Origin of the sequence: Pseudomonas sp. SMSB3 (assembly GCF_052041965.1) — a bacterium.
In the GTDB taxonomy this organism is placed as follows: domain Bacteria; phylum Pseudomonadota; class Gammaproteobacteria; order Pseudomonadales; family Pseudomonadaceae; genus Aquipseudomonas.
The window spans coordinates 96261-116723 of record NZ_JBKGGV010000007.1; the positions used below are offsets into that span (position 1 = coordinate 96261).

A 20463-nucleotide genomic window follows, 5' to 3' on the forward strand; every position below is an offset into this window, starting at 1 on the left:
CACCGCCCGGCTTCGACACCGGGATGATCGACCTTTTCTTATTGGTGGGGATTGAGGATCAGCATCTGTTCCTCGGTGAAGTAATGCTCGTCGCAGTTGTTGCCAGAACCGCTGCGATCAACCACCAGGAAGTCATCCCGCTTTTCGATCGTCAGCACCGGGTGGTGCCAAACGCCGCGATGGTAATTAACGCCCTGCCTGCCATTACTGCGGAAGGCACGGACCAGACCTGATACAGGTGCATCGCCAACGGGCGCGACCACGATCAGAAAGGGGTTGCCGAGCAGCGGGATGAAAGCCTGGCTGCCCAGCGGATGGCGTTCCAGCATGCGCACGGTCAGCGGCATCTCCAGCGCGTCGGCGCGGAAGATGCTGATGATCGCCTTGTCCTCAGGCTCGGCGGTCTCGACCGTGGCGAGCTTGTGAAAACGCATGGTCGAGCCGTTGTTGATCATGAAGTGGTCGCTGCCGTCGGTTTCGATCACGTCTCCGAACGGGGCGAAGGCTTCTTTGGTCAGGGGCTCGATCATCAGGGTGCGCATGCGGATATCTCTTCTATTAATCGTTGTTCTGAATGAGGTGCGGTTGTCGCTTACAGCTGCAACAGCCGGAACAGCGCAATCAGGTTGATCTGCGCCAAGGCTTCCTTGAACTCGGCATCGGTGTCGTTATGGATGCGTTGCTCGAAGGCGGCGAGAATCTGATGCCGGTTGCTGCCTTTGACCGCCATGATGAAGGGGAACTGGAACTTGGCCTTGTACGCTTCGTTGAGTTCGGTGAAGCGCGCGAACTCTTCGGCGGTGCATTGATGGATACCGGCGCCGGCTTGCTCGTTGGTGCTCGATTCGGTCAGCTCGCCGCGTACCGCGGCCTTGCCGGCCAAGTCCGGGTGGGCGTTGATCAGCGCCAACTGCTCGGCATGCGTGGCGCTGAGCAGAATATCGCTCATGCGCTGGTGCAGCGCTTCGATCTGGTCCAGTTCGGCCAGCTGGCCCAGGTCATAGGCGCGTTCGGCGACCCACGGCGAGTGTTCATAGATGTCGGCGAAGGCCTTGACGAAGGTGTCACGGTCCAGGGTCGAAGGCGTCAGGGTCTTGAAAGCGGTCATCAGGCGTTCTCTTTCTTGTACGGGTGGGTGGCGTGCCAGTGGCGGGCGATGTCCACGCGACGGGCGAACCAGACCTGCTCGTGGCTCTTGGCGTAGTCGACGAAGCGCTTGAGCGCAGCCAGGCGGGCAGGGCGACCGACCAGCCGGCAGTGCAGGCCGATCGAGAGCATCTTCGGTGCCTCGGCGCCTTCTTCGTAGAGCACGTCGAAGGCGTCCTTGAGGTATTGGAAGAACTGCTCGCCACAGTTGAAGCCCTGGACCTGGGTGAAGCGCATGTCGTTGGTGTCCAGGGTGTAGGGAATCACCAGGTGCGGCTTGCCGGTGGCGTTGTTCGGCTCCCAGTAGGGCAGGTCGTCGTCATAGGTGTCGCTGTCATACAGGAAGCCACCTTCCTCCATCACCAGGCGGCGGGTGTTGGGGCCGGTGCGGCCGGTGTACCAGCCGACTGGGCGCTCGCCGGTAATCTCGGTGAGGATGCGGATGGCTTCGAGCATGTGCTCGCGCTCTTGGGCCTCGTCCATGTACTGGTAGTCGATCCAGCGGTAGCCGTGGCTGCAGATCTCGTGACCGGCCTCGGCCATGGCGCGGATCACGTCCGGGTGACGCTGGGCGGCCATGGCCACGGCGAAGATGGTCAGCGGTACACCGCTGTCCTTGAACAGTTTCAGCAAGCGCCAGACGCCGGCGCGGCTGCCGTATTCGTAGAGCGACTCCATGCTCATGTTGCGTACGCCCTGCAACGGCTGGGCCGCTACCATTTCCGACAGGAAGGCTTCGGATTCCTTGTCACCGTGAAGAATGTTGCGTTCACCGCCTTCTTCGTAATTGAGCACGAAGGACAGCGCGATACGCGCGTTGCCCGGCCATTGCGGGTGAGGAGGGTTGTTGCCGTAACCGATCAGGTCGCGAGGATAGTCAGCGCTCACTGCAGTCTTCCTTCTTGTGCGTTGTGCAGGGGTGGCGGGCCGCGTCGGGATGTCGCACCACCGGATGGGCTGATTGTATACAACTTCTGAAATCATTTGTAAGCCTGTTTTTCCGCATTTCTTCCGTATGGTCGCCTGAGAAACCGATGCGTCAGACACTGCAAGAAACTTGCCCGTTCGGTCAGTTAATGGCTCGCGAGCATCGGCTGGGCGCCTATCTGCAGGATTTCGATGATTGGGCACGAGGTGCCGCAGAAGGGATTAAAAAATTGTGTACAATCTGCGAGTGAAATGTCTTAATGACCGCATTCCCGCACAACGCGAGCCCCACGCTGGGGCGCCAGCTGTGTATTTTTTGCCCATAGAGTGAACAAGAGGCGACAAGCAGATGGGACGTTTGACCACACACGTACTGGACGCCGCGCATGGCTGCCCAGGCAGTTCGATCAAAGTCGAGCTGTACCGCGTCGAAGGCCAGCAACTGGAGCTGGTCACCACTGCCCTGACCAACAGCGATGGCCGTGTCGATGCGCCGCTGCTGCAGGGCGATGATTACCGCAGCGGCGTCTACCAGCTGCAGTTCAGCGCTGGCGACTATTACCGCGCCCGTGGCGTGCAATTGCCGGCCCAGGCATTTCTGGATGTCGTGGTGCTGCGTTTCGGTATCGATCAACAACAGGAACACTACCATGTGCCACTGTTGATCTCGCCGTACAGTTATTCGACCTATCGTGGAAGCTAGTTGGTCGCTAGAAGAATCTTCGTAGGTCCTTTGGCCCGCTCTCACACTGGCGGGCTTTTTTTCGTCTGGCGTTCAGTAAGCATGGGGAACGCAGGTGTGTCACTGACATTTTTGTCAGTAGCTAATGACCAGCTCGTTCGGCATGCTCGCGCTTCGTGTCGTACCTTAAGAGGCGCGCCTGATGAGCATCAGAACTGTGTTTTTGCCTTATGGATACCGAAAACCACCAACAACGCCGGGCGCAGCCTTGGGCTTCAATGGTCAGCATTACCATGCTGCGTTGGAGTGCTATGGACTGGGGAACGGGCACCGTCTGTATAACCCCCGCTTGATGCGATTTCTCTGCCCTGACGCCTTGAGCCCTTTTCTCTTAGGCGGTATCAATGCCTATGCGTACTGCCTGAATGACCCTGTCAATGGACAGGATCCCAGTGGGAGATGGCCTTTATTCAAGAATGCAGTTCAGGCAGCCAATCGCTTGGCGACTCAGGCAGTCAGTCGTTTCCAATCGCTTGTGCAGGATGGAAAGCTGACGAATAACCAGTCTTGGAATCTTGCGAGTGAGATGATGTATGCCAAGCGAGCAGTGAATGCCGGCGAGATCACCTACCGCGTCATACAAAGTTCAGAAGGAATCGCCCAGCTAAATCCGTTGAAGTTTCACAAGTTCGTATATACGAACGAGCGCAAGCTCGTAGTGTTCAGCGGCATGGATGAATACAAAATGCCGAGTCATGGCAGCCTTGGTGAATACTCGGGGCTTGGCTTTGGTAAAAAAGGTCTGGGCGAGACAGCTATCGGCGCAGGTTACATCGTCAAAGGCAGGGCAGGTGACATTACTTTAACTAACTACTCTGGTCACTTTCAGCCGCGGTTCGAGACTCTCTACCCTGTGAAGCAACACCTGAATGAGCTCGGAGTCGAAGTAGAGCTCGTGCGTAGTGACTTCTATCTTACGCCCTGAGAAGCTATCGATGAAATTGCTAGTTTTTCACAAAGGGCGCCGAAGCGCCCTTTGTAATGCCTCCTGATTAGAGGAAAACAAATTTGGCAATGAAAATCGCGCACAGCACCCACAGGCTGGCGGAGATTTCCTTGTATTTGCCGGTACCCGCCTTCAACGCCACATAGCTGATGAAGCCCAGTGCAATGCCATCAGCCACCGAGAAGGTCAGCGGCATCATGATCACCGTGACGATCGCCGGGATGCTGTCGGTGGCTTCATCCCAATGAATGTGCGCCATGCTGCCCATCATCAGCATCGCTACATAGATCAGGGCGCCGGCAGTTGCGTAAGCCGGAATCATCCCTGCCAACGGCGCGAAGAACATTGCCGCGATGAACAAAAGGCCGACTACCACCGCCGTCAGGCCAGTACGCCCACCTGCAGCCACACCGGCAGCACTTTCCACATAGCTGGTTACCGGCGGCACGCCGACCACCGCGCCGAACACACTTGAAGCGCTGTCGGCCTTCAACGCCCGCGACAGGTTTTCGATACGGCCGTCCGGCGCTACCAGGTTGGCGCGCTGCGCCACGCCCATCAGCGTGCCGGCGGTATCGAACATGTGCACGAACAGGAACGCCAGCACCACGCTGATCATGCTGACATTGAACACGCCGGCCACGTCCATGGCCATCCACGTCGGGGCCAGGCTGGGTGGCATCGACATCACGCCACCGAACTGCACCAGGTCCAGCCCCCAGCCGGCCAGGGTGACGCCGATGATGCTGATCAGGATGGCGCCGAACACGCGCTTGTAGCTGAGAATGGCGATCAGCAGGAAACATACCGCAGCCAGCAATGGCCCTGGCTCGTGCAACGAGCCCAGCTTGATCAGGGTAGCGGGGCTGTCGACGATGATGCCGGCGGTCTTCAGGCCGATCAGCCCGAGGAACAATCCGACGCCAGCCCCCATGGCATGGCGCAGGCTGACCGGGATGCTGTTGAGCAACCACTCGCGCACTTTCGACAGGGTCAGGAACATGAACAGCACGCCTGAGACGAACACCGCCCCCAGCGCCGTTTCCCAGTTGTAGCCCATGGTGCCGACCACGGTGTAGGTAAAGAAGGCGTTGAGCCCCATGCCTGGAGCCAGGCCCACCGGCCAGTTAGCGTAGAGGCCCATCAACAGGCAGCCCAGCGCAGCGGCGATGCAGGTGGCGACGAAGGCGGCGCCGTGGTCGATGCCGGCATCAGCCATGATGTTGGGGTTGACGAAGATGATGTAGGCCATGGTGATGAAGGTGGTCACCCCGGCGATCATTTCGGTTTTGACGGTGCTGCCATGTTGCTTGAGTTTGAAAATCCGCTCCAGCCAACCGGTATCCGGTGGCGGGGCAAGATCCAGCGTAGGGGCTTCGGATTTGCGGGTTTCCACAGCAAGTACTCCTCAAGTCTTTCTTGTTGTTGTTGGAGCCAGATCCTGAGCGATGCACTTGGCGGCTCCACGAGGGAAGGCAGACGTCTGACCGATTTGTTGACTCATAGGTCAAGATGTTGCTGGTTGGATTATGCTTTTGTGTACAAAGAATGCAAATAATGTTTTATGTTTTGTGCGCGCAATGTGTCGTACAACGGCTATATAGGTGAAAGCGTACCTGCTCAAACGCGTCAGCCTGTGTACAATGGCGCCATACTTTCTCTTCGTGCTTCGAGAGCCCATGAACGAACAGCTGCAACCTCTGAAAAAAACTGCGCGCACTGGCAAGGCCGGTCGCAGTGGTACCCAGGACGACATCGTCTATGCGCACATCTTCGAGGCCATCCTCGAGCAGCGTCTGGCGCCGGGCACCAAGTTGAGCGAGGAAGCGCTGGGCGAGATCTTCGGCGTCAGCCGCACCATCATCCGCCGTGCCCTGTCGCGCCTGGCCCATGAAAGCGTGGTGCTGCTGCGACCCAACCGCGGTGCGGTGGTGGCTAGCCCTACCGTGGAGGAGGCGCGCCAGGTGTTCTTCTCGCGGCGCATGGTCGAGCGGGCCATCACCGAGCTTGCCGTGCAGCACGCTACCGCCGAGCAGCTCGGTGAGTTGCGCCACATGGTGCGCGAAGAGCGCGACAGCTTTTCGCGCGGTGACCGGGGTGCCGGCATTCGTCTTTCCGGCGAGTTTCACCTCAAGCTCGCCGAGGCTGCCGGTAACGCGCCGTTGGTCAGCTTCCAGCGCAGCCTGGTTTCGCAGACTTCGCTGATCATCGCCCAGTATGAAAGCGGCAACCGTTCGCATTGCTCGTACGATGAGCACATGCAACTGATCGATGCCATCGAGGCGCGCGATGCCGAGCAGGCGGTAAGCCTGATGATGCATCACATGGACCACATCGACAGCAAGCTCAACCTGGACGAGGAAAGCGCCTCGGACGATCTGCATGCGGTGTTCTCTCACCTGCTCAAGCGCCCCAAGGTCTCGGCCAAGGGCTGAAGGTTCGCCGAGCTTCTCTCTGTGCGTAGGGGCCGCTGATCAGCGGCCCTTTTCGCCAAGTCAGCGCTGATGCACGCAGCGCCCGGCGGCGTAGGTTTCGCGCACGGTACGGTCATCCCCCAGGGTGGTCAGCACGAACAAGGTTTCCTCGATGCTCTGGGACTGCTCGATGCGGTAGTCCAGTAACGGCGTGGCCTTGTAGTCGAGTACCACGAAGTCGGCATCATTGCCTGGGCGCAGGCTGCCGATGCGATCGTCCAGGCGCAAGGCCCGCGCGCCGCCAAGGGTGGCCAGGTACAGCGATTTGTAGGGGTGCAGGCGGGCGCCTTGCAGCTGCATCACCTTGTAGGCTTCGTTCAAGGTGCTGAGCAGCGAGAAGCTGGTGCCGGCCCCCACGTCGGTGCCCAGGCCGACATTGACCTTGAAGCGTTCTGCCTGCGGCAGGTTGAACAGGCCGCTGCCCAGGAACAGGTTGGAGGTCGGGCAGAAGGCAATCGCCGAGCCGGTGTCGGCCAGGCGCTGGCATTCGGCATCGCACAGGTGCACGCCATGGGCGAACACCGAGCGCTCGCCGAGCAGCTCGAAATGATCGTACACATCCAGATAGCCGTTCTGCTCGGGAAAGAGCTCCTTGACCCAGTCGATTTCCTTGAGGTTTTCCGACAGGTGCGTGTGCAGGTACACGCCTGGGTGCTCCTTGAGCAGCTGACCTGCCACCGACAGCTGTTCGGGGGTGCTGGTCGGCGCGAAGCGCGGGGTAACGGCGTAGTGCAGGCGGCCCTTGCCGTGCCAGCGCTCGATCAACGCCTTGCTCTGGCTATAGCTGCTTTCGGCGGTGTCGGTCAGGTAGTCGGGCGCGTTTCGGTCCATCATCACCTTGCCGGCGATCATGCGCAGGTCCAGGCGTTCGGCCTCCTCGAACAGGGCGTTGACCGATTCGGGGTGCACGCTGCCGAACACCAAGGCAGTGGTGGTGCCATTGCGCAGCAGTTCGTTGACGAAGATCTTCGCCACCTTGTCGGCATGCGCCTTGTCGGCGAACTGCTTTTCGCAGGGGAAGGTGTAGGTGTTGAGCCAATCCAGCAGTTGCTCGCCATACGAGCCGATCATGCCGGTCTGCGGGAAGTGGATGTGGGTATCGATGAAGCCCGGGGTAATCAGCGCATCCTGGTAATGCACCACCTCGATATCGGCGGGCAGGCTGGGCAGCAGCTCGCTGGCATGGCCCACGGCGCTGATGCGGCCATCGTCGATCACCAGCAGGCCGTCTTCGAAGTATTCGTGGGAGGCGTCCAGGCCGACCTCGGCCGGGTCGGCGATGCTGTGCAGGATGGCGGCACGGTAGGCTTTGCGGGTAAGGGTCATAACACACTCGTCAAATGGCTTGGCTGCGCCGCGAGGGCGGCAGCAATTGGGCGATGGGGCCGGCATTGGCAGCAGCGTCATGCTGGCCGAAGCAGGCGTTGTAGGTGGCAATGATTTCGCCTGCGATGGACACGGCGATCTCGATCGGCAGCTTGCCCTTGACCTCGGGCAAGCCCATGGGGCAACGCATGCGCGCCAGTACGGCGTCGTCGTAGCCGCGTTCGCGCAGGCGATGCTCGAACTTGACTCGCTTGGTCTTCGAGCCGATCAGGCCGAACCAGGTGAAATCGTTGCGTTTGAGGATGGCGGCGGTCAGTTCCAGGTCGAGCTGATGATTGTGGGTCATGACGATGCAATAGCTGCCGGCAGGCAGCCCATCGACTTCATCGACCGGCTCTTCGCTGAGCACTTTGGTCACCCCGTTGGGCATCGCTTCGGGGAATTCCTGCTCGCGCGAATCGATCCAGCGCACCCTGCAGGGCAGCGCGGAGAGCAAGGGTACCAGAGCCCGGCCGACATGGCCTGCGCCGAATACGGCGATCTGCGCCTGCACCGCGGGCATCGGCTCGAACAGCAGCACAGTGGCGCCACCGCAGCACTGTCCCAGGCTTGCGCCCAGGCTGAAGCGCTCCAGGTGCGGCGTGGTGCGCTGCTCTTCGAGCATCTGCCGGGCGATATGCAGCGCCTTGTACTCCAGGTGCCCACCGCCGATGGTGTCGAACAGGCCCGCTTGGCTAACGACCATCTTCGAGCCGGCATTGCGCGGCGTAGAACCGCGCTCCTCGATGATGGTCACCAGCACGCAGGCCTGGCCACGGCTCTGGTGATCGGCAAGGGCGTTGATCCATTGGTGCATGATTCAGATCCTCTTCAGATCAACATGGCCTGCTTTTTTGTGGGGGCGGCCTTGCGTCGCGAAAGGGGCGCGAAGCGGCCCCAGCGTGTCAATGGGTAACGGGTTCGCGCGCCGATTCGGCAGGCTGCGCCGCAGCCACCGCCTTGCGCATCTGCTCGCAGCCCCACAACACCCGCTCCGGCGTCGCGGGTGCATCCACGTGCGGCTGCAGGCGGTAGTCGGCAAGGCTGGCCACGGCGTCCTTGATCGCGCACCAGGCAGCGATGCCCAGCATGAACGGCGGCTCGCCCACGGCTTTGGAATGGAACACGGTGTCTTCCGGATTCTTGCGGTTTTCCACCAGCTTCACCCGCAGATCCAGCGGCATGTCGGCCACGGCCGGAATCTTGTAGCTGGCAGGGCCGTTGGTCATCAACTTGCCCTTGGCATTCCATACCAGCTCCTCGGTGGTCAACCAGCCCATGCCCTGGATGAAGCCGCCCTCGACCTGGCCGATGTCGATGGCCGGGTTCAGCGAGTCGCCCACATCGTGCAGGATGTCGGCGCGCAGCATCTTGTACTCGCCGGTCAGGGTATCGACGATCACCTCCACGCAGGCAGCGCCAAAGGCGAAGTAGTAGAACGGCCGCCCGCGCGCCTGGCTACGGTCGTAGAAGATCTTCGGTGTGCGATAGAAGCCTGTACTCGACAGCGACACCTGGGCGAAATAAGCCTGCTGTACCAGTTGCTCGAAGCTGACGATCTGTTCGCGTACGCGCACATGGCCATTGCGGAACTCGACGTCCTCCTCGGTCACGTGGTAATGCCGTGCGGCGAACTCGGTGAGGCGTTTCTTGAGAATTTCGGCGGCGTTCTGCGCCGCCTTGCCGTTCAGGTCGGCGCCACTGGAGGCCGCCGTTGGCGAGGTGTTGGGCACCTTGTCAGTGTTGGTGGCGGTGATCTGGATACGGCTGATATCGACCTGGAAGATCTGCGCCACCACCTGCGCCACCTTGATGTTCAGGCCCTGGCCCATCTCCGTGCCGCCATGGTTCAGGTGAATGCTGCCGTCGGTGTAGATGTGGATCAGCGCACCGGCCTGGTTGAGGAAGGTGGCGGTGAACGAGATGCCGAACTTGACTGGCGTCAGCGCCAGGCCTTTCTTGAGCACCGGGCTGTTGGCGTTGAAGCGGCGGATCGACTCGCGGCGTTCGGCGTAATCGCTGCTGGCTTCCAGTTCAGCGGTCATTTCTTCGAGCATGTTGTGCTCGACCGTCTGGTAGTAGTGGGTGACGTTGCGCTCGGTCTTGCCGTAGTAGTTGGCCTTGCGCACCGCCAGCGGATCACGGCCCAGGTGACGGGCGATGTGGTCCATCACCTGTTCGATGGCGACCATGCCTTGCGGTCCGCCGAAGCCGCGGTAGGCGGTGTTGGAGGCAGTGTTGGTCTTGCAGCGATGGCCATGCACGGTGGCATCGCCCAGGTAGTAGGCATTGTCGGAGTGGAACATGGCACGGTCGACGATCGAGCCGGACAGATCAGGCGAGTAGCCACAGTTGCCGGCCAGGTCGAAATTGATCCCATGCAGGCGACCCTGGTCGTCGAAGCCGACGTCGTATTCCACATAGAACGGGTGGCGCTTGCCGGTCATGGCCATGTCCTCGACGCGCGGCAGGCGCATCTTGGTCGGCTGACCGGTCAGGCGCGCGACCACCGCGCACAGGCAGGCGGGGCTGGCCGCCTGGGTTTCCTTGCCGCCGAAGCCGCCGCCCATGCGGCGCATGTCCAGCACCACCTTGTTCATCGGCACATCGAGCACTTCGGCGACCAGCTTCTGCACTTCGGTAGGGTTCTGCGTGGAGCAGTAGACGATCATGCCGCCGTCTTCGGTGGGCATCACCGAGGAGATCTGGGTTTCCAGGTAGAAATGTTCCTGCCCACCGATATGCAGGGTGCCTTGGATACGGTGCGGCGCGCTGGCCAGTGCCGCCCCCGAGTCACCGCGTTGATGCGTGTGGCTGTCGAGCACGAAGTGCTTCTTGCGCAGGGCCTCGACCACATCGAGCACAGGTTCCAGGTCTTCGTACTCGACGATCGCCGCCATGGCCGCGCGGCGCGCGGTCTCCAGGTCGCGCGCGGCCACGGCGAGCACTGGCTGGCCGAAGAATTCGACCTTGTCGATAGCCAGCAACGGGTCGCCGGCGACCACCGGGCCGATGTCCTTCAGGCCAGGGATGTCTTCATGGGTGATGGCGATGCGCACGCCTTCGAAGGCGTAGCAGGGCGCGGTGTCGATGCGCAGGATGCGTGCGTGGGCGCGGTCGGCGGTGCGCGCATAGACATGCAGCTGGTTGGGAAACTCCAGGCGGTCATCGATGTACACCGCCTCGCCAGTCACATGCTTGTCGGCGCTGTCGTGCTTGACGCTGCGCCCGACGCCGGTGGTGAGGTCCTGGCTGAACAGTTCGGCCATTTCAGCCTGGCTCTTGGCTACGTGGTGGTTAGACATAGTCGGTCACCCGGGTCTCGATGTGAGGCGTTTGCTGTTCGATGAAGTATTTGCGCAGCAGGTTCTGCGCGGTCAGCAAGCGGTATTCCTTGCTCGCGCGAAAATCGCTCAGCGGCGTGAAGTCTTCGGCCAAGGCCTGGCAGGCGCGCTCGATCGTGGCTTGGCTCCATGGCTTGCCGCGCAAGGCCGCTTCGCAGGCGCGGGCGCGCTTGGGAATCGCCGCCATGCCGCCGAAGGCGATGCGCACACCGCTGACCACGCCGTTCTCGATGCTCAGGTTGAACGCAGCGCACACTGCCGAGATGTCATCGTCCAGGCGCTTGGAGACCTTGTAGGCACGAAACGCCCAGTCGTTGCTGGCGCGCGGCACGATGATCTTCTCGATGAACTCGCTGTCCTGGCGGGCCGTGATCCGGTAGTCGATGAAATAGTCTTCCAGTGGCATGACCCGCTGGCGCTGACCTTGGCGCAGCACCACCTGGGCATCCAGGGCGATCAGCAGGGGCGGCGAGTCACCGATCGGCGACGCATTGCCGATATTGCCACCCAGGGTGCCCTGGTTGCGGATCTGCAGCGAGGCGAAGCGGTGCAGCAAGTCGCCAAAATCCGGGTATTCGTCGTTGAGCGCGCTGTAGCAGTCGGTCAGCGGCGTGGCAGCGCCGATCTCCAGGTGACTGGCGGTCTTGTCGATGCGCTTGAGTTCGGCGACATGACCGACGTAGATCATCACCGGCAGGGTCTTGTGGAACTGGGTCACTTCCAGCGCCAGGTCGGTGCCGCCGGCGAGCAGGCGGGCTTCGGGGTGCGAGCTGTACAGGTCGGCCAGATCGGCCACGGTCAGCGGCACCAGGCAGCGTTTGTCGCCGCTGTTGAGCTCGCCGGTTTGCGTGGGGGCGATGGCTTTCAGGCGCGCGATGGTTTGCGCCTGCTGGGCGTCGAACTGGTCGCGGCAGGGCTGCCGGCAGCTCTGCTCGGCGGCGTCGAGGATCGGCCGATAGCCGGTACAGCGGCACAGGTTGCCTGCCAGTGCTTCCTGGGCCTGGTGCAGGTCGGCACCTTGGCTGTTCTTCTGCAGGGCGAACAACGACATGACGAAGCCTGGGGTGCAGAAGCCGCATTGCGAGCCATGACAGTCGGCCATGGCCTGCTGCACGCTGTGCAGTTGCCCGTTGTGCTTGAGGCCTTCGACGCTGATCAGCTGCTTGCCATGCAGGGACGAGACGAAGGTCAGGCATGAGTTGAGGCTGCGATAGCGCAGGCTGTCCTGGCCTTGATCGTCCTGCACCAGCTCGCCGACCACCACGGTACAGGCGCCGCAGTCGCCGCTGGCGCAGCCTTCCTTGGTGCCGGGTTTGCCCAGGTGCTCACGCAGGTACTGCAGCACCGTCATGTTCGGGTCCAGGGCATGCTCGCTGTGCAGTGCCTGGTTGACGAGAAACTGGATCACGGGGATGGCCTCGCAATGGTTTTATTGTTGTTGAGCGGACAATAAGCAGACCGATCACGGTGGTCAATGATTTTCTGACTCAAAGGTCAGGAAAATGCGCATGTCGACGCTCGCCTGGAATCGCTGCCTGTTCATCAAGCATAGATCGCGCCGCCTGAGGGGCTGTCTGGGCGGTCAAATAAAGCGCAGTGCCCCTCTGCGCGACGGCCAGGCAAGTGCGCTACAATCGCCCGCTTGTGCCCAGTTCAATGATTCTGAAGGAAAACCATGACGTTCAAGGCGCCGGACAGCCTCTCCGAGCAGATTGCCGACTACCTGGCCGAGCGCATCATTCGTGGCGAGCTAGCGCCTGGCGAACGCATCCAGGAGCAGAAGGTCACCGTGGCCTTGGGCGTCAGCCGTGGTTCGGTGCGCGAGGCCTTGTTGATCCTGGAGCGGCGTCACCTGGTGGCGATCCTGCCGCGTCGCGGCGCCCACGTCACCGAGCTGGATGAACGCGGCGTGCGCAGCCTGTGCACCTTGATGAGCGAGTTCTACATCCTGCTGGGCAACGCGGTTGCCCAACAATGGCGCCTGGAAGCCGATCTGCGCCCGTTTCTGGACATTCAGCAGCGTCTGCGCCAGGCCTGCGAGCAGCAGGATATCAAGGTCTTCGTCGCCGAGAGCTTCGCCGTGATGCGCGCCGCCTATCCGTTCGCCGACAACCCCTACTTGCAGGAGACGGTCGAGAACCTGCAACCGGCCATGAGCCGCGCCTATTACCTGGCCCTGGACCAGCGCCAGGCCAACATGGATGACTACCTCGACCTCTTCGCGCGCCTGCTCGAAGCGGTCGTGGCCCGTGACCTGGCGCGCATTCGCGAGGTGCTCGCCGCCTATGGCCGGCGCAGCTGCGAACTGGTGCTGGCGGCATTGGCGCGGGGCTGATCGATGCGCCTGAAGTGCATCCGCCTGGCCGGCTTCAAGTCGTTCGTCGACCCGACCACAGTCAACTTCCCCAGCAACATGGCGGCCGTGGTCGGCCCGAATGGCTGCGGCAAGTCCAACATCATCGATGCAGTGCGCTGGGTGATGGGCGAGAGCTCGGCGAAAAACCTGCGCGGCGAGTCGATGACCGACGTCATCTTCAACGGCTCGACCAGCCGCAAGCCGGTGAGCCAGGCCAGCATCGAGCTGGTCTTCGATAACAGCGAAACCACCTTGCTCGGCGAGTATGCGGCCTATGCCGAAATCTCGATCCGCCGCAAGGTTACCCGCGACGGGCAGAACAGCTACTACCTCAACGGTACCAAGTGCCGGCGCCGCGACATCACCGATATCTTCCTGGGCACCGGGCTTGGCCCGCGCAGTTACTCGATCATCGAGCAGGGCATGATCTCCAAGCTGATCGAAGCCAAGCCGGAAGAGCTGCGCAATTTCATCGAAGAAGCCGCTGGCATCTCCAAGTACAAGGAACGCCGCCGCGAAACCGAAAACCGCATTCGCCGCACCCAGGAGAACCTGGCGCGCCTGACCGACCTGCGCGAAGAGCTCGAGCGCCAGCTCGAACGCCTGCATCGTCAGGCCCAGGCTGCGGAAAAGTTTCGCGAGTACAAAGCCCAGGAGCGCCAACTCAAGGCGTGCCTGGCGGCCCTGCGCTGGCGCGAGCTGGACGAGCGCGTGCGCCAGCGCCAGGCGGTGATCGGCGATCAGGACATTGCCCATGAGGCCCTGGTGGCCGAGCAGCGCAATGCCGATGCCAGTATCGAGCGCCTGCGCGACGGGCACCATGAACTGTCAGAGCGTTTCAATCAGGTGCAGGCGCGCTTCTACTCCGTGGCAGGTGACATCGCCCGGGTCGAGCAGAGCATTCAGCATGGTCAACAGCGCCTGCGTCAGTTGCAGGACGACCTCAAGGAAGCGGAGCGCACCCGCCTGGAAACCGAATCGCACCTGGGTCATGACCGTACCTTGGTGGCCACGCTCGGTGAAGAGCTCGCCGAGCTTGAGCCTGAACAGGAACTGATCCTGGCTGCTGCCGAAGAAGCGGCAGCGGTGCTGGAGGAAGCCGAAGTCGGCATGCACGGCTGGCAAGAGCAGTGGGACAGCTTCAACACCCGCTCGGCCGAGCCACGGCGCCAGGCCGAGGTGCAGCAATCGCGCCTGCAGCAGCTGGAAACCAGCCTGCAGCGCCTGGCCGAACGTCAGCGCAAGCTGGCGCAAGAGCACGCGCAGTTGGCCGCACAGGCGCACGATGCCGGTTTCGACGAGCTGGTTGAAAACCTGGCCAGCAGCGAGCTGCAGCTCGAACAATTGCAGCTGTCCGAGCAGCAGGTGGTCGAGCGCCTGGACGGTGTGCGCGAGCAATTGCAGCAAGCCAGCGCTGCCCAGCAATGTCAGCAGGGCGAGCTGCAACGCCTCGGTGGTCGACTGGCCTCGCTCGAGGCGTTGCAGCAAGCGGCGCTGGAGCCTGGCGCGGGGGCTGCGCAATGGCTGCGTGAGCAAGGATTGGAGCAGCGTCCGCGCCTGGCTGAAGGCCTGCGCGTGGAGCCGGGTTGGGAACTGGCGGTGGAAACCGTGCTGGGCGCCGACCTGCAGGCTGTGCTGCTCGATGATCTGGCGGGGCTGGAGTTCGACGGGCTGGCGCAAGGCGAGGTGTGTCTGGTGGTGGCCGGCGGCGGTGCGGCGAACCGCCCCGGCAGTCTGCTCGACAAGGTCGAAGGCCAGGCAGACCTCGCGCCCTGGCTGGGCCAGGTGTATCCGGTAGAAGACCTCGCCCAGGCGCTGGCCGGGCGCGCTGCGCTGGGTGATGGGCAGAGCCTGGTCAGCCGCGATGGCTTCTGGGTCGGCAAGCACTTTCTGCGCGTCAGCCGCGCGGGTGATGCCCAGGGCGGGGTACTCGCCCGCAGCCAGGAAATCGAACGCCTTGGCCAGCAGCAGCTGGAGTCCGAAGCGGCGCTGGAGCAGGTCGAACAGCACCTGCAGGCGACACGCGAACAGCAGCTGGAGCTTGAAGAGCAGCGTGAGCAACTGCGCCGTCAGGCTCAGGAAGAAGCCCGCCGGCAGGCCGAGCTCAAGGCCAGCCTCAGCGCCAGCCGTGCCCGCACCGAACAACTCGAGCTGCGCCATCGGCGCTTGCAGGAAGAGCTCGGCGAACTCGAACAGCAACAGGCGCTGGAGCAAGAACAGCTCGGCGAAGCCCGTCTACTGTTGCAAGACGCTTTGGAACTGATGGCGCAGGACACCGAGCAGCGTGAGCAACTGATGGCGCGCCGCGACACCTTGCGCGAAGGCCTCGACCGCATCCGCCAGGAGGCCCGTCAGCACAAGGACCACGCCCATCAACTGGCTGTGCGTCTGGGGTCGCTACGTGCCCAGCACGACTCCACCCGCCAGGCGCTCGAACGCCTGGAGCTGCAGGCTGCGCGGCTCAGCGAGCGTCAGGAGCAGTTGAACTTGAACCTGGAGGAGGGTGAGGCCCCGCAGGAAGAGCTGCGCCTGAAGCTTGAAGAGTTGCTCGAGCGGCGCATGGGCGTCGATGAAGAAATGCGCTTGGCCCGCCTGCACATGGACGAGGCCGACCGTGAGCTGCGCGATGCCGAGAAGCGCCGTACCCAGGCCGAACAGCAGGCGCAGATGCTGCGCGGCCAGCTCGAGCAGATGCGTCTGGAAAGCCAGGGGCTGGATATTCGCCGCAAGACCCTGCAGGAACAACTGCTGGCTGATGGTTACGACTTGCAGGGTGTGCTGGCCACGGTCGCCGCCGATGCCAGCGAGCAGAGCACCGAGCAGGCCCTCGAGCAATTGGAAGCGCGTATCCAGCGCCTGGGCGCCATCAACCTGGCGGCCATCGAAGAGTATGAACAGCAGTCCGAGCGCAAGCGCTACCTGGATGCCCAGAACGACGACCTGGTCGAGGCCTTGGATACCCTGGAAAACGTCATCCGCAAGATCGACAAGGAAACCCGCAGCCGCTTCAAAGATACCTTTGATCAGATAAATGCCGGATTACAGGCACTTTTTCCAAAAGTTTTCGGTGGCGGCAGCGCTTATCTGGAACTGACGGGCGAAGATTTACTCGATACAGGGGTGACAATCATGGCGCGTCCACCGGGTAAGAAGAACAGCACCATCCATTTGCTGTCCGGTGGCGAGAAAGCATTGACCGCATTGGCGCTGGTGTTTGCCATTTTCAAGTTGAACCCGGCACCGTTCTGCATGCTCGACGAAGTCGATGCGCCGCTGGACGATGCCAACGTCGGACGCTATGCACGCCTGGTCAAGGAAATGAGTGAAAGCGTGCAGTTCATCTACATCACCCACAACAAGATCGCCATGGAAATGGCCGATCAGTTGATGGGGGTCACCATGCATGAGCCGGGTTGCTCGCGGCTGGTGGCGGTGGATGTGGAGCAGGCACTGGCCATGGTCGATGCCTGATGCGGGAAGAGAGGGTGAAAACTGTAGGTAAATGCCCCTGTCATGTGCGACAGACGGTGTAAAGTTGTCTTTGGTCGTGCTAGCTTAATGTCACTCGTTTCTAACGTGGATAAAACGCCTGTCAGAACATAGAGTTGGCGCCACGTGTTAAAGGGCTTTGAAGCCTTTGTTTTCAAGCATATTTTTATAGAGGCACGGGATTACATGGAAATCGGTCTGCGCGAGTGGCTGATCGTCATCGGCATCATTGTCATCGCCGGGATTCTTTTCGACGGCTGGCGCCGCATGCGCGGCGGCAAGGGCAAGTTGAAATTCCGTCTGGATCGCAGCTACTCCAACCTGCCTGATGAAGAGGGCAGCGCCGAAGTGCTCGGCCCGTCGCGAGTGCTGGAAGGCCAGAAGGAACCTGAGTTGGATGAAGCCGACCTGCCTTCGATGAGTGCGCCAGCACGTGATCGCGAACGCGAGCGCGAGCCTAAACCGGCCAAGGTCAACAAGCGCACCAAGCGTGACGTGCCGCCAGCCGCCGACCTGGGCCTGGCCGCCGAACCGCGCGAAGCGCAGCTGTATGTCGAGGCCGAGGAAGACTTCGCCGCCGACAATACCCGCAACAGTGGTTTTGCCGCCAGCGGCAACGCTGCCAAGGAACTGCCACCGGTTGACGAAGTGCTGGTGATCAGCGTCATTTCCCGTGATGAGGGTGGTTTCAAAGGCCCGGCGCTGTTGCAGAACATCCTCGAAAGCGGCCTGCGCTTCGGCGAGATGGATATCTTCCATCGCCACGAAAGCATGGCGGGTCACGGCGAGGTGCTGTTCTCCATGGCCAACGCGGTCAAGCCCGGCATCTTCGACCTGGACGATATCGACCACTTCAGCACCCGTGCGGTGAGCTTCTTCCTCGGCCTGCCTGGCCCGCGTCACCCGAAGCAGGCCTTCGATGTGATGGTGGCGGCAGCGCGCAAGCTGGCCCATGAGCTCAACGGCGAATTGAAGGATGATCAACGCAGTGTCCTGACTGCCCAGACCATCGAACATTATCGCCAGCGCATCGTCGAGTTCGAGCGCCGTGCGCTGACGCAGAAACGCTGATAGATCCAGACCAAAGAGCAGCCTCTGGGGTGTGCTGGTGGGTTCGGGGCGAGGTCTGCCCAAACCCCAGGCAGTCCAGGGGCTGCTTTTTTGCTTTGCCAGAGAACCTGAACCATGACCGCCGAAACCCGAATCCACGCACTGCGCGCCGAACTCGACCAGCACAACTACCGCTACTACGTGCTCGACGAGCCGAGCGTGCCCGATGCTGAATACGACCGCCTGTTCAATGAGCTCAAGGCGCTCGAAGCGCAAAACCCGCACCTGGTCACCCCCGATTCACCGACCCAGCGTGTCGGTGGCAGTGCCTTGGCTGCCTTCAGCCAGGTGCGTCACGAAGTGCCGATGCTGAGCCTGGGCAATGCCTTCGAAGAGGCCGACCTGCGTGAGTTCGGCAGGCGCGTTACCGATGGGCTCGATCAGCCGGGGACCGTGGATTTCAGCTGTGAGCCGAAGCTCGACGGCCTGGCGGTCAGCTTGCTGTACCGCGACGGCCAACTGGTGCAGGGCGCTACCCGTGGCGACGGCACAACGGGCGAAGACATCAGCGCCAATGTGCGCACGGTGCGTAATATCCCGCTGAAGCTGCAAGGTACGGGCTGGCCAGCTGTGCTTGAAGTGCGTGGCGAGGTGTTCATGAGCAAGGCCGGCTTCGACCGTCTCAATGCCGCCCAGGCTGAAGCCGGGGGCAAGACCTTCGCCAACCCACGCAACGCCGCTGCCGGCAGCTTGCGCCAGCTGGACTCGAAGATCACGGCCAGCCGCCCGCTGGAGTTCTGCTGCTACGGTGTCGGGCAGGTGTCGGCGAGCATCGGCGACAGCCACATCGCCACCCTCGAGCAGCTCAAGCAGTGGGGCCTGCCGATCAGCCGCGAGCTCAGGCATGCTGCCGGGATCGAAGAGTGCCTGGCCTACTACCGCGATATCGGCGAGCGGCGTAACAACCTGCCCTACGAGATCGATGGCGTGGTGTTCAAGGTCAATAGCCTGGCTTCTCAGCGTGAATTGGGTTTCCGTGCCCGCGAGCCACGCTGGGCCATCGCCCACAAGTTTCCGGCCATGGAAGAGCTCACCGAAGTGCTCGACGTTGAGTTCCAGGTCGGCCGCACCGGTGCGGTGACGCCGGTGGCGCGCTTGAAGCCGGTCAAGGTGGCGGGGGTGACGGTGTCCAATGCCACGTTGCACAACATGGACGAGATCGCCCGCCTGGGATTACGCATTGGCGATACAGTGATCATTCGCCGGGCTGGCGATGTGATACCACAGGTGATGCAGGTAGTGCTCGAGCGCCGTCCCGAACATGCACGCCAGGTCGAGGTGCCCAGCCAGTGCCCGGTGTGCGGCTCGCAAGTCGAACGGACCCAGCTGGTCAAGCGCAGCAAGGGCAGGGAAACCACCAGCGACGGCGCGGTCTACCGCTGCGTTGGCCGCCTGGCCTGTGGTGCCCAGCTCAAGCAGGCGATCATTCACTACGTGTCGCGTCGCGCCATGGACATCGATGGCCTGGGTGAGAAGAGCGTCGAGCAGTTGGTGGACGAGGGCCTGATCGCTTCGCCCGCAGACCTGTACAAGCTGCAATTCGAGCAGGTGGTCGGGCTGGAAGGCTTCGCCGAGGTGTCGAGCAAAAAACTGCTCGATGCCATCGAGGCGAGCAAGCGGCCAAGCCTGGCGCGGTTCATCTATGCCTTGGGTATCCCGGACGTCGGCGAGGAAACCGCCAAGGTCCTGGCTCGCTCGCTGGGCAGCCTGGCGCGCGTGCAGCAGGCGCTGCCGCAGGTACTGACGTACCTGCCGGACATCGGTCTGGAGGTGGCCTACGAGATCCACAACTTCTTTGAAGACGAGCACAACCAGAAGGTCATCGAGCAGTTGCTGGGCAGCGGCATGCAACTGCAGGACGAAGGCGAGCTGGCGGCCGAATTCGCCGCCAGCACCAGCCTCGCCGGCGTGATCGCCAAGCTCGATATTGCCTCGGTCGGCCCGACTGGCGCGGAAAAACTGGTGGCCAAGCTCGACAGCCTGGACAAGATCATCGCTGCCGATGGCATCGACTTGCGCCAGGCCCTGGCGGCCAAGCAGGCCGATGCGGTGCGTGAATTTTTCAAGGACCCTGCCAACCAGCAGTTGGCGCGCAATATCGAGGCGCAACTGCTGGCGTTCGGCATGCACTGGCACAGCGAGAAGAAAGTCGCCGAAGGCCTGCCGCTGGCCGGCCAGACCTGGGTCCTGACCGGCTCGCTGGAGCGCATGAGCCGCGACATCGCCAAGGACAAGCTGGAAAGCCTTGGCGCCAAGGTGGCCGGCTCCGTCTCCGGCAAGACTCACTGCGTGGTAGCCGGGCCGGGCGCTGGCTCGAAACTGGCCAAGGCCAGTGAGCTGGGGGTCAAGGTGCTCGATGAAGACGCCTTCGTCGCCTTCCTGGGCGAGCATGGCATTGCCGTGGACGCTTGAAGATGGCCTGGCTGGGGCGGGGGGCGATGGCCAGAAACCGCCCTGGCCAGACAAGTCATTGAGAAATGATGACTTTTTCTGCTTCAGAGGTTGTATCTGCGTTCAGGACCGGTACAATGGCGCCACTCGCTGCTCAGCGAGCTCTGTAGTGG

At 62.1% G+C, this 20463-nt stretch carries 15 protein-coding genes; 7 read left to right on the plus strand and 8 right to left on the minus strand.

What is annotated here, in order from left to right; translation table 11 throughout:
- Positions 1 to 38: 38 nt before the first annotated feature.
- The 3 genes from ACLEJW_RS13515 to puuE are packed head-to-tail and all read right to left on the minus strand — an operon-like array spanning position 39 to position 2034.
- Positions 39 to 542, minus strand: coding sequence for an ureidoglycolate lyase (locus tag ACLEJW_RS13515; protein ID WP_133331566.1), 504 nt, complete (start codon positions 540 to 542; stop codon positions 39 to 41).
- A gap of 50 nt (positions 543 to 592) precedes the next feature.
- Positions 593 to 1108, minus strand: coding sequence for a 2-oxo-4-hydroxy-4-carboxy-5-ureidoimidazoline decarboxylase (uraD, locus tag ACLEJW_RS13520; RefSeq protein ID WP_145189173.1), 516 nt, complete (start codon positions 1106 to 1108; stop codon positions 593 to 595).
- Complete coding sequence (puuE, locus tag ACLEJW_RS13525) at positions 1108 to 2034, minus strand: allantoinase PuuE (protein ID WP_145189170.1); 927 nt, start codon at positions 2032 to 2034, stop codon at positions 1108 to 1110. Before puuE ends, uraD begins: the two co-directional genes overlap by 1 nt.
- A 388-nt stretch (positions 2035 to 2422) precedes the next feature.
- On the opposite strand from puuE, the gene uraH reads away from it, so the two are divergent.
- Positions 2423 to 2776, plus strand: a complete 354-nt coding sequence (uraH, locus tag ACLEJW_RS13530) for a hydroxyisourate hydrolase (RefSeq protein ID WP_145189167.1) — start codon at positions 2423 to 2425, stop codon at positions 2774 to 2776.
- 181 nt (positions 2777 to 2957) lie between these two features.
- Positions 2958 to 3740 carry an RHS repeat-associated core domain-containing protein gene (locus ACLEJW_RS13535; RefSeq protein WP_313458993.1) on the plus strand — a complete coding sequence of 261 codons (783 nt, stop codon included), beginning with the start codon at positions 2958 to 2960 and terminating at the stop codon, positions 3738 to 3740.
- 67 nt (positions 3741 to 3807) lie between these two features.
- Here the strand turns inward: ACLEJW_RS13535 and ACLEJW_RS13540 are convergent, their stop codons facing one another.
- The gene (locus ACLEJW_RS13540) at positions 3808 to 5157 is read right to left on the minus strand and encodes an NCS2 family permease (RefSeq protein WP_440777724.1); all 1350 of its coding nucleotides are present in this window, start codon (positions 5155 to 5157) and stop codon (positions 3808 to 3810) included.
- Between the two features lie 283 nt (positions 5158 to 5440).
- Between ACLEJW_RS13540 and ACLEJW_RS13545 the strand changes: the two genes are divergently transcribed.
- A complete protein-coding gene (locus tag ACLEJW_RS13545) occupies positions 5441 to 6196 on the plus strand; it encodes a GntR family transcriptional regulator (protein WP_313297282.1) in 756 nt (251 codons plus the stop codon).
- 60 nt (positions 6197 to 6256) lie between these two features.
- On the opposite strand, the gene guaD is transcribed toward ACLEJW_RS13545, so the two are convergent.
- From guaD to xdhA, 4 genes are all read right to left on the minus strand, one after another.
- Positions 6257 to 7561: a guanine deaminase gene (guaD, locus tag ACLEJW_RS13550; RefSeq protein ID WP_313297279.1), complete on the minus strand. Its 1305-nt coding sequence runs from the start codon at positions 7559 to 7561 to the stop codon at positions 6257 to 6259.
- A gap of 10 nt (positions 7562 to 7571) precedes the next feature.
- Positions 7572 to 8417: a xanthine dehydrogenase accessory protein XdhC gene (gene xdhC, locus ACLEJW_RS13555; RefSeq protein ID WP_440777725.1), complete on the minus strand. Its 846-nt coding sequence runs from the start codon at positions 8415 to 8417 to the stop codon at positions 7572 to 7574.
- A gap of 88 nt (positions 8418 to 8505) precedes the next feature.
- Positions 8506 to 10905 carry a xanthine dehydrogenase molybdopterin binding subunit gene (gene xdhB / locus ACLEJW_RS13560; RefSeq protein WP_440777726.1) on the minus strand — a complete coding sequence of 800 codons (2400 nt, stop codon included), beginning with the start codon at positions 10903 to 10905 and terminating at the stop codon, positions 8506 to 8508.
- A complete protein-coding gene (gene xdhA / locus ACLEJW_RS13565) occupies positions 10898 to 12352 on the minus strand; it encodes a xanthine dehydrogenase small subunit (protein WP_313458979.1) in 1455 nt (484 codons plus the stop codon). Before xdhA ends, xdhB begins: the two co-directional genes overlap by 8 nt.
- Before the next feature lie 267 nt (positions 12353 to 12619).
- Between xdhA and ACLEJW_RS13570 the strand changes: the two genes are divergently transcribed.
- From ACLEJW_RS13570 to ligA, 4 genes are all read left to right on the plus strand, one after another.
- On the plus strand, positions 12620 to 13279 hold the full coding sequence (locus ACLEJW_RS13570) for a GntR family transcriptional regulator (RefSeq protein WP_313297267.1): 660 nt from the start codon (positions 12620 to 12622) through the stop codon (positions 13277 to 13279).
- 3 nt (positions 13280 to 13282) lie between these two features.
- A complete protein-coding gene (gene smc, locus ACLEJW_RS13575) occupies positions 13283 to 16771 on the plus strand; it encodes a chromosome segregation protein SMC (RefSeq protein WP_440777727.1) in 3489 nt (1162 codons plus the stop codon).
- Positions 16772 to 16975: 204 nt separating this feature from the next.
- A complete protein-coding gene (gene zipA / locus ACLEJW_RS13580) occupies positions 16976 to 17860 on the plus strand; it encodes a cell division protein ZipA (RefSeq protein ID WP_440777728.1) in 885 nt (294 codons plus the stop codon).
- Positions 17861 to 17974: 114 nt separating this feature from the next.
- Positions 17975 to 20311, plus strand: coding sequence for an NAD-dependent DNA ligase LigA (ligA, locus tag ACLEJW_RS13585; protein WP_440777729.1), 2337 nt, complete (start codon positions 17975 to 17977; stop codon positions 20309 to 20311).
- Positions 20312 to 20463 lie beyond the last annotated feature (152 nt).

Excerpts from the sequence above, each read along its gene's own strand:
- uraH (WP_145189167.1), top strand. The coding sequence starts at position 2,423 with ATGGGACGTTTGACCACACACGTACTGGACGCCGCGCATGGCTGCCCA.
- xdhC (WP_440777725.1), bottom strand. The coding sequence starts at position 8,417 with ATGCACCAATGGATCAACGCCCTTGCCGATCACCAGAGCCGTGGCCAG.
- ACLEJW_RS13570 (WP_313297267.1), top strand. The coding sequence starts at position 12,620 with ATGACGTTCAAGGCGCCGGACAGCCTCTCCGAGCAGATTGCCGACTAC.
- guaD (WP_313297279.1), bottom strand. The coding sequence starts at position 7,561 with ATGACCCTTACCCGCAAAGCCTACCGTGCCGCCATCCTGCACAGCATC.
- ligA (WP_440777729.1), top strand. The coding sequence starts at position 17,975 with ATGACCGCCGAAACCCGAATCCACGCACTGCGCGCCGAACTCGACCAG.
- ACLEJW_RS13545 (WP_313297282.1), top strand. The coding sequence starts at position 5,441 with ATGAACGAACAGCTGCAACCTCTGAAAAAAACTGCGCGCACTGGCAAG.
- xdhB (WP_440777726.1), bottom strand. The coding sequence starts at position 10,905 with ATGTCTAACCACCACGTAGCCAAGAGCCAGGCTGAAATGGCCGAACTG.
- ACLEJW_RS13515 (WP_133331566.1), bottom strand. The coding sequence starts at position 542 with ATGCGCACCCTGATGATCGAGCCCCTGACCAAAGAAGCCTTCGCCCCG.
- zipA (WP_440777728.1), top strand. The coding sequence starts at position 16,976 with ATGGAAATCGGTCTGCGCGAGTGGCTGATCGTCATCGGCATCATTGTC.
- ACLEJW_RS13535 (WP_313458993.1), top strand. The coding sequence starts at position 2,958 with ATGAGCATCAGAACTGTGTTTTTGCCTTATGGATACCGAAAACCACCA.
- smc (WP_440777727.1), top strand. The coding sequence starts at position 13,283 with ATGCGCCTGAAGTGCATCCGCCTGGCCGGCTTCAAGTCGTTCGTCGAC.
- uraD (WP_145189173.1), bottom strand. The coding sequence starts at position 1,108 with ATGACCGCTTTCAAGACCCTGACGCCTTCGACCCTGGACCGTGACACC.